The following is a 7752-nucleotide window of genomic DNA, read 5'->3' as shown; positions in this document are numbered from 1 at the left end:
GTGATCGAGGACTGCGCCCAGGCGCACGGGGCGCGCTACAAGGGGCGCGCGGTGGGTTCCATTGGCCACGTGGGGGCCTGGTCGTTCTGCCAGGACAAGATCATGACCACGGCGGGTGAGGGCGGTATGGTCACCACGGACGACACCACGCTGTGGAAACGCATGTGGGCCTACAAGGACCACGGCAAGTCGTGGGATGCGGTTCATGCACGCGAGCACCCGCCGGGTTTTCGCTGGTTGCACGAGTCTTTTGGCACCAATGGGCGTATGCCGGAGGTGCAGGCCGCCATCGGCCGCATCCAGCTGCAGCGCATGGCGCGCTGGACGGCGCAGCGCCAGGCGCACGCGCAGGCGATCTGGCAAGCGGCGCGCGCGCTGCCGGGCCTGCGCGTACCCGAGTGCCCTGACGACGTCCAGCATGCGGCCTACAAGGCCTACGTGTTCGTACGGCCCGAACAGCTGGCGCCGGGCTGGTCGCGCGACCGCATCGTGGCGGCCATCCAGGCGGCCGGGGTGCCCGTCTATACCGGCTCCTGTTCCGAGGTCTACCTGGAAAAGGCGTTCGACGGCACGGGCTGGCGCCCCCCGCAGCGCCTGCCTGTGGCCCGGGCCTTGGGCGAGACCAGCCTGATGTTCCTGGTGCACCCCACGCTGCAAGATGAACACATCCAGAAAACCTGCCGGGTATTGGCCGAAGTGATGCGCGATGCCACATAGACGGGCGGGCGACGTTCCGCGGCCCATGGCGCCGCGCTGGCACGACCTGCGCTCCGTGCGGTCGCTGCTGGTCTTTTTCTACGATCTGCTCGCCGTGGTCCTGGCCTGGGTGGGCGCGGTGCTGCTGCGCTTCAATTTCGAGTGGCCCGCGTACCTGGACGAGGCGATCTGGATCGGCCTGGCGGCGCTCTTGCCGGTGCAACTGGTCACCTGCCAGGCGATGGGCCTGTACCGGGGCATGTGGGCGTTTGCCAGCCTGACGGACCTGCGCCGCCTGATCAAGGTGGTGTTCGTGTCCTTCGTGGCCATGATGGTGTACGTGCTGCTGGTGCCCACCGGGCGCCTGATCCCGCGCTCTTTCGTGGTGCTGTATCCGCTGCTGCTGATCGCCCTCATGGCGGGCGGGCGCATCGCCTGGCGCATGTGGCGCGAGGCGCAGCTGCAGCAGCGCCGTGCGACAGACCGGCAATCGCGCCGGCCGGTGGTGGTCGTGGGCGCCGGCACGGCGGGGGCGGCGCTGCTGCGCCAGCTGGTGACCAGCCCGCGCTGGCAGGTGGTGGCGCTGGTGGACGATGACTGCGGCAAGTGGGGGCTGGAGCTCTCGGGGGTGCGGGTGGTGGGCGGCACCGAAGAGCTGCCGATGCTGCTGAAGACCCATGACGCGCACGACGTGATCCTGGCCATGCCGTCGGCGAGCAGCCAGGGGGTGCGCCGCATCACCGAGGCGGCGCTGCAGGCGGGCGCGCGGCTGACCACGGTGCCGTCGCTGTCCGAGCTGCTGACCGGGCGGGTGGCGATCAACGCGATGCGCCCGGTGCGCGCCGAAGATTTGCTGGGGCGCGATGCCGTCCGGCTGGACCTGGGGCCCATTCAGGCCATGGCGGCAGACCGGCGCGCGCTGGTGACCGGCGCAGGGGGTTCGATCGGCAGCGAGCTCTGCCGCCAGCTGGCCCGCTTTGGCGTGCGTCAGCTGGTGTTGCTGGATGCGGGCGAGTTCGCCTTGTACGGCATCCAGCAATGGTTCGCCACGCACCGCCCCGAGATCGCCATCGTGCCGCTGACCGTGGATGTCAAGGACCAGGCCGCGATGCAGGCGGTGTTTGCGCGCTGGCGCCCGCAGCTGGTGTTCCACGCGGCCGCCTATAAGCACGTGCCGATGATGGAGGTGCACAATAGCTGGTCGGCGGTGCGCAACAATGCCTGGGGCACGTTGGTGGCGGCGCGCGCTGCGCGCGCCTGCGGGGCCGAGCGCTTCGTGCTGATCTCCACCGACAAGGCGGTCAACCCCACCAATGTGATGGGGGCCAGCAAGCGCCTGGCCGAGATGTTGTGCGAAGAGCTGGCGGCCCAGGGCGTCGGGCCGATGGCGGGGCCGCGCACGCGGATGCAGATCGTGCGCTTTGGCAATGTGCTGGGCAGCGCGGGCAGCGTGATCCCCAAGTTCGAGCAGCAGATCCGCGCCGGTGGCCCGGTGACGGTGACGCACCCCGAGATCACGCGCTATTTCATGTCTATCCCCGAGGCCGCGCAGCTGGTGCTGCAGGCCGCCGCCATGGGCCAGGGCGGCGAGCTCTTTGTGCTCGACATGGGCGAGCCGGTGAAGATCGTGGACCTGGCGTCCAACATGATCAAGCTGTCGGGCCATACGCTGGACGAGATCGCCATCCAGTTCACCGGCCTGCGCCCGGGCGAGAAGCTCTACGAAGAGGTATTGGCCGACAGCGAGAAGGTCTTTCGCACGCCGCACCCCAAGTTGCACATCGCGCGGCCCGAACCGGTGCCCGAAGGGCTGCTGGCCCGGGCCGAGGCCTGGCTGACGCACCCACGGCCCCGGGGCGACGCCGAGGTGCGCCTGCAGCTGCAGCAGTGGGTGGCCGGGTATCGCCCGGCGCCGGCAAGGCTTGCGCGTGACACACTATTGGCGGGGCCAATGCCTGAAACAAACAGAGAAACAGTCGGCACTTCCCGCACAGACACCGGTAAGGATCTCGTGTACACTAAACGATGAGTGTAACTAATTTGTTACCAGGGGGCGTAATGAAATATTCACAATGGCTGTTGGCGCTGGCATCGGTGGCGTTTGCCACGGGTGTGGCTGCGCAGCAAAATCCCGCTGCGCAACAAAATAATCCGGGCAGCGGCGCGCAAGCAGGCGGCACGCAGCAAACCGCAGCCGGCGGCGCGGCCGGCGGTGCGGCCGATGCCGGGGTGGGCTCCGGCCTGGTCGCCGGCGTCACCGCCACGCAGGTCGTGGTGGGGGCCGTGGTGCTGGGCGGCGTCGTGGCCGCGGCAGCCGGCGGCGGGGGCGGCGGTGGTGGTTCGTCCAGCACCTCGCACCACTGACGGCATCCCCGGGTTTTCAGGCGGGGCCCCCGGCGGCAGCCGGGGCGATCCGTTCATAGGCAGGCCGTGGCGCTGGGCCCGGCCTGTGGTCTTGTCTTTTTCTTTTCTTTAGTATCGGGTCAATACGGGCGTCATGGTCGCAGGTGGGCTGAAGTGCGGTCGAACAACAAGGGGCGCCTGCCAGCCAGCGCTGGTGGTACTGTGTCTGGTCGCCCTGGGGCTGGCCGCCGGGCCGGCCGCGCCGGCGCGGGCCGATTCCCCCACCACCATGGGGCTTACGGGGCTGCTCAACATGCCGTCCGGGCGCATGGCGCCCGATGGCAATCTGTATCTGGGCTATAGCCACAGCGACCCCTACGACACGGGTTATGCGGTGCTGCAGGCCATGCCCTGGCTGCAGCTCAGCGGCCGCTATACGTCCATCCGTGGCACGAAAGCGCTGTCGGATGACTACGGCACGCTCAAAGACAAGTCCGCCGGCGTCAAGCTGCGCCTCATGCCCGAAGGCGGCCTGGGGCTGGATTGGATGCCCGAAATCGCCGTGGGCTACGAAGACTTCCACGGCACGCAGCTCTTCAAGAGTCAGTTCGTGGCGGCCACCAAGCGCCTGCCCCTGCGCGGCGTGGGCTACGTGGATGCTACCCTGGGCTATGGCCGCCAGCGCATCGATGGCGTGTTCGGCGGCGCGCGTCTCAAGCTCGATGCCTTGCCTTCGTGGGCGCTGGTGGCCGAGTACGACGCCACCCGCTACCGGCAAGACCCCAGCGCGGCGGTCACCGGGCTGGACCAGCGGCGCACCGGGCAGTGGGGCGTGGGGCTGGAATACACCTGGGGGCCGCTTACCTTGCAGGCCAGCCGCCAAGGAGACCGCAACGCCTTCAACGCCTTTTTCACCTTCCCGCTGAACGCGCGCTACTGGACGGCCAAGACCGCCGAGGCCGGGCCGTTTGCCGACGGCGCCTGGGCCAGCCCCGCGCCGCGCCCCAGCGCGCGCATGTGGGAAGAAGACCGCCGCTACCGCCAGGGGCTGCTCTCGGCGCTGCACGCCGAGGGCCTGCGCGAGGTGCGCCTGGCCTGGCGCGACGGGGTGATGGCGATCTCGGTCTCTAGCAGCCGCTACCAATCGCCCTCGCGCGGGGTGGGCCGGGTGGTGCGCCTGGTGCTGGCCTACGCGCCCTGGGAAACGCGCGAGATCCAGGTCACATGGACAGACCGCGGGGTGGCCGGGCTCACCTGGACGTTTTTCGACGTGCCTGTGCTCGAGCGCTACCTGGCCGGTACGGCGGGCCGCTCGGCGCTGCAGAATGCGGTCACCGTCAGCTACGCCGACCCGCGCGGCATCAGCGCGGCGGCGCGCGCCAATGATCTGGACGCCACGCTCGATGCGCTGGCGCTCGAACGCGGCGGCGGGCTGCGGCAAACCTTTGGCCTGGGGCGCTGGGCGCTCGAAACCCCCGATCGCACCAGTTTCGAGATCGGCCCGTCCATGCGCGCCATCGTCAACGACCCCAGCGGCGCCTTCAAATACGACGTGGGCGTCTACGCCCAGGCCAACATCAATCTGTCGCACGGTTTCTGGTTCACGGGCGGGGTGCGCCAGTCGCTCTGGGAAAACGTCAGCGATATCCGCCAAGAATCCAACTCGACCCTGCACCACGTGCGCTCGGATCTGGCCAAGTATCGCCAGGCCTCGCGCTTCAAGATCGAGCAGCTGCTCATCAACAAGCTGTGGCAGCCGGCTCCGCGCGTGTACCTGCGCGCCTCTACCGGCCTGTATGAAGAAATGTTCGGCGGGGTGGGCGGCCAGGCCCTGTACCTGACGCCGGGCGGGCGCTGGGCGTTCGATCTGTCCGTCGATTGGGTGCGCCAGCGCGATTACAAGGGCACGGGCTTTTTGTCGTACAACACCGTCACCGCGCTGGCGGCGGCGCATTACCGCCTGCCGTGGTTCGACGGCGTCACGGCCACCGTGCGCGCCGGGCGCTTCCTGGCGGGCGACGTGGGCGCGCGCCTCGAAGTGCAGCGCCGCTTCAAGTCGGGCATCCAGGTGGGGCTGTGGTATACGCGCACCAATGGCGATGACATCACTTCGCCCGGCAGCCCGGGCCATCCGTACTACGACAAGGGCGTGTTCATGCGCATCCCGCTGGGCACGATGGCGACCGCCGATACCAGCGCCAACGCATTCCTGTCGCTTTCGCCCTGGAACCGCGACGTGGGCCAGATGGTGCAGTCGCCCATGGATCTGTACGAATTCGTGCACAACGGCTGGCTGTACGATGTCACCGATGGCGATGGCCTGCGCGGCTTTGCCGACCTGCCCCAAGAGGACACGCCATGAGCGGGCCGCTGCGCATGCTGCGCGCGGGCGGGCTGGCCCTGTGCCTGGCGCTGGCGGGCGCCACCGGGGCGGCCGAAGCCGCTGAAACCGCGGCGGCCGGCGGCGCGGGCGCGCCGTGCCGCGTGCTGGATCCCGAACTCCAGGGCACGTACCAGGGCGGCTGCCAGGATGGCCTGGCGCACGGCCAGGGCGTGGCGCGCGGGGCCTCGGGCGCCTGGTATCGCGGCGGTTTCGAGGCCGGGCAGAAATCCGGCCAGGGCGTGAAGCTGTTTGCCAATGGCGACGGTTACACGGGCGGCTGGCGCGCCGACATGCGCAACGGCGAGGGCCGCTACGAATACGGCCCGCAGTCGCCCTGGCGCGGCGACGTCTACCAGGGCCACTGGGCGAATGACCGCCGCGAGGGCGACGGCACCTACATTTTCTTTCCGTCGGGCGACCGCTTCACCACCCAGTGGCACGCCGGCCGGCCGCTGGGTGAGGGCACACCCACGGCCACGCGCCGCAAGCGCGCGTTCGAAGACCTGGCCGCGGTGCTGGGCCAGGTGGGCCTGCGCGTGTGCTCGACCAGCACCCAGGGCGCCAGCCCCAGCCACCGCGCCCAGGGCGTGGTGCTGGCGGTGGCCGATGACCGCATCCAGGTGCGCCTGGATGACGGCAGCCCGGTGCTGCGCCGTTCGCCCGATCCGCAACTGAACCCGCGCTGGGAAGTCATGACCGACTGGCGCCCCTGCGGGGAGCCGGCCTCATGACGCCGCTCATCCTCATCCTCTGTACGGGCAATATCTGCCGCAGCCCCATGGCCGAGGCGCTGATGCGCCAGGCCCTGGCCGCGCGCGGCGTGCAGGCCGACGTGGTCTCGCGCGGGCTGGCGGCCCCCGAAGGCCGCCCGCCGCACCCGTTTGCCCGCGCCACGGCGCTGGACCACGGCCTGCCGCTGTCCGACGACAAGCGCTCGGCCCAGGTGAACCCGGTCGAGCTGCGCCAGGCCGTGGTGGTGCTGGTAATGGAAGCCCGCCACCGCCAGCGCGTGCAGCAGCTGCACCCCGAGGCGGGCGGCAAATGCTTTGTGCTGCGCCACTGGGAAGACGGCGCCGACATCCCCGACCCGCTGCACGCGTCGGCCGACGTGTTTGCACAGCAATGGCCGCAAATGCAGGCCTCGTGCGCGCTGTGGGTCGAGCGTCTGCTGCAGGCCGGCCTGTTGCCGATGCCTTCCGGGGCGGCATCCGCCCGCCAGGCGCCCGCCGGCCCGACACCCCCCGATTGCCCGACACCCCCCGATTCCGCGGCCGCAGGCCCGACGCCCCCTGGGGCGGCGCCTGACGGCTCTTAGCCCTGAATCCTGTCCGAATCCGTCCACTGCCATGAAACTGCCTGCCATGCCGACCTCAGATCCCTACTTCGACTTCACGCCCGCCCACGGCGCGCCCGCCCGCCCGGTGCCGCGCGCGCCCGGGCGCCCGGCCCGCCCGCGGGCCGCCTGGCTGCGTCTGGCGGCCTGGCTGCTGCCGATGGCCCTGCTCAGCGGCTGTACCGGCATGTACCTGGGGGCGCAGGGCGAGCGGCCCACCAGCAGCGGAACGCTCGATGAAGACGTGCTTGCGCAGGTCGACGTGCACACCATCACGCCGCAAGTGGTGCACCAGCAGGCGCAAGAGTTCGACGCGGCACGCGAGCTGGCGCGGGCGCGCACGGACGCCCAAGTGCGCAGTACGCCCGCCCAGACCTACCAGTATTACGTGGCCCCGCGCGACGTGCTCAACGTGACGGTCTGGAACCACCCCGAGCTGAACAACCCCGCCGGGCAGCTGAGCCTCGAGCTCTCCGGCCGCGTGGTGGATGAAAAAGGCTATTTCTATTACCCGTACATCGGCCGTGTGAAGGCCGCCGGGCGCTCGGTGGAAACCATCCGCCGCGAAATGGCCAACCGCCTGGCCGAATACCTGACCGAACCGCAGGTGGACGTGTCGGTGCTCAAATACCAGGGCCGGCGCGCCTACGCGGTGGGCCAGTTCAAGACTCCGGGGCCGCAGCCCATCACCAACATCCCGCTGTACGTGACCGACCTGGTGACCCAGGCCGGCGGGCTGACCGATCAGGCCGACCTGCGCCTGGCGCGCCTGACGCATATGTCCGGCGTGGTCGAGCCCCTCGACCTCGAGGCCCTGTACCGGGGCGGCGACCTGACGCAGAACGTGCTGCTGCAGGACGGCGACGTGATCGACGTGCCCGAGACGCGCTACAACAAGGTCTTCGTGCTGGGCGAGGTCGAGAAGCCGCAGTCCGTGCTGCTGCCCTATGGCGACTACAGCCTGTCCGAGGCGATCAGCGACGCGGGCGGCCTGAAT

General features: G+C 69.8%; 7 protein-coding genes. All 7 read left to right on the top strand.

Annotation, left to right across the window (positions count from 1 at the left end):
- A partial coding sequence (locus WCZ84_RS13115) for a DegT/DnrJ/EryC1/StrS family aminotransferase (RefSeq protein WP_372686725.1) occupies positions 1 to 717 on the top strand: 717 nt, incomplete at its 5' end.
- Positions 707 to 2725, top strand: coding sequence for a polysaccharide biosynthesis protein (locus WCZ84_RS13110; RefSeq protein WP_372686724.1), 2019 nt, complete (start codon positions 707 to 709; stop codon positions 2723 to 2725). The genes WCZ84_RS13115 and WCZ84_RS13110, both read left to right, overlap by 11 nt.
- 29 nt (positions 2726 to 2754) lie before the next feature.
- Positions 2755 to 3060 (top strand): hypothetical protein, encoded by a 306-nt coding sequence (locus WCZ84_RS13105; RefSeq protein WP_372686723.1) that lies wholly within the window; start codon positions 2755 to 2757, stop codon positions 3058 to 3060.
- 193 nt (positions 3061 to 3253) lie between these two features.
- Entirely contained in the window at positions 3254 to 5401 is a 2148-nt protein-coding gene (locus WCZ84_RS13100) for a YjbH domain-containing protein (protein WP_372686722.1), read from the top strand.
- A complete protein-coding gene (locus WCZ84_RS13095) occupies positions 5398 to 6153 on the top strand; it encodes a hypothetical protein (RefSeq protein ID WP_372686721.1) in 756 nt (251 codons plus the stop codon). Before WCZ84_RS13100 ends, WCZ84_RS13095 begins: the two co-directional genes overlap by 4 nt.
- Positions 6150 to 6737, top strand: coding sequence for a hypothetical protein (locus tag WCZ84_RS13090; protein ID WP_372686720.1), 588 nt, complete (start codon positions 6150 to 6152; stop codon positions 6735 to 6737). Before WCZ84_RS13095 ends, WCZ84_RS13090 begins: the two co-directional genes overlap by 4 nt.
- Before the next feature lie 46 nt (positions 6738 to 6783).
- Positions 6784 to 7752 (top strand): polysaccharide biosynthesis/export family protein (locus WCZ84_RS13085; RefSeq protein WP_372686719.1); only part of this gene is annotated, 969 nt, incomplete at its 3' end.

The organism is Castellaniella sp. (genome assembly GCF_041675725.1).
GTDB lineage: Bacteria > Pseudomonadota > Gammaproteobacteria > Burkholderiales > Burkholderiaceae_B > Castellaniella.
Note: the sequence above shows the minus strand (reverse complement) of the source record. Positions and strands in the feature narration are given on the sequence as shown.

Excerpts from the sequence above, each read along its gene's own strand:
- WCZ84_RS13110 (WP_372686724.1), top strand. The coding sequence starts at position 707 with ATGCCACATAGACGGGCGGGCGACGTTCCGCGGCCCATGGCGCCGCGC.
- WCZ84_RS13105 (WP_372686723.1), top strand. The coding sequence starts at position 2,755 with ATGAAATATTCACAATGGCTGTTGGCGCTGGCATCGGTGGCGTTTGCC.
- WCZ84_RS13095 (WP_372686721.1), top strand. The coding sequence starts at position 5,398 with ATGAGCGGGCCGCTGCGCATGCTGCGCGCGGGCGGGCTGGCCCTGTGC.
- WCZ84_RS13090 (WP_372686720.1), top strand. The coding sequence starts at position 6,150 with ATGACGCCGCTCATCCTCATCCTCTGTACGGGCAATATCTGCCGCAGC.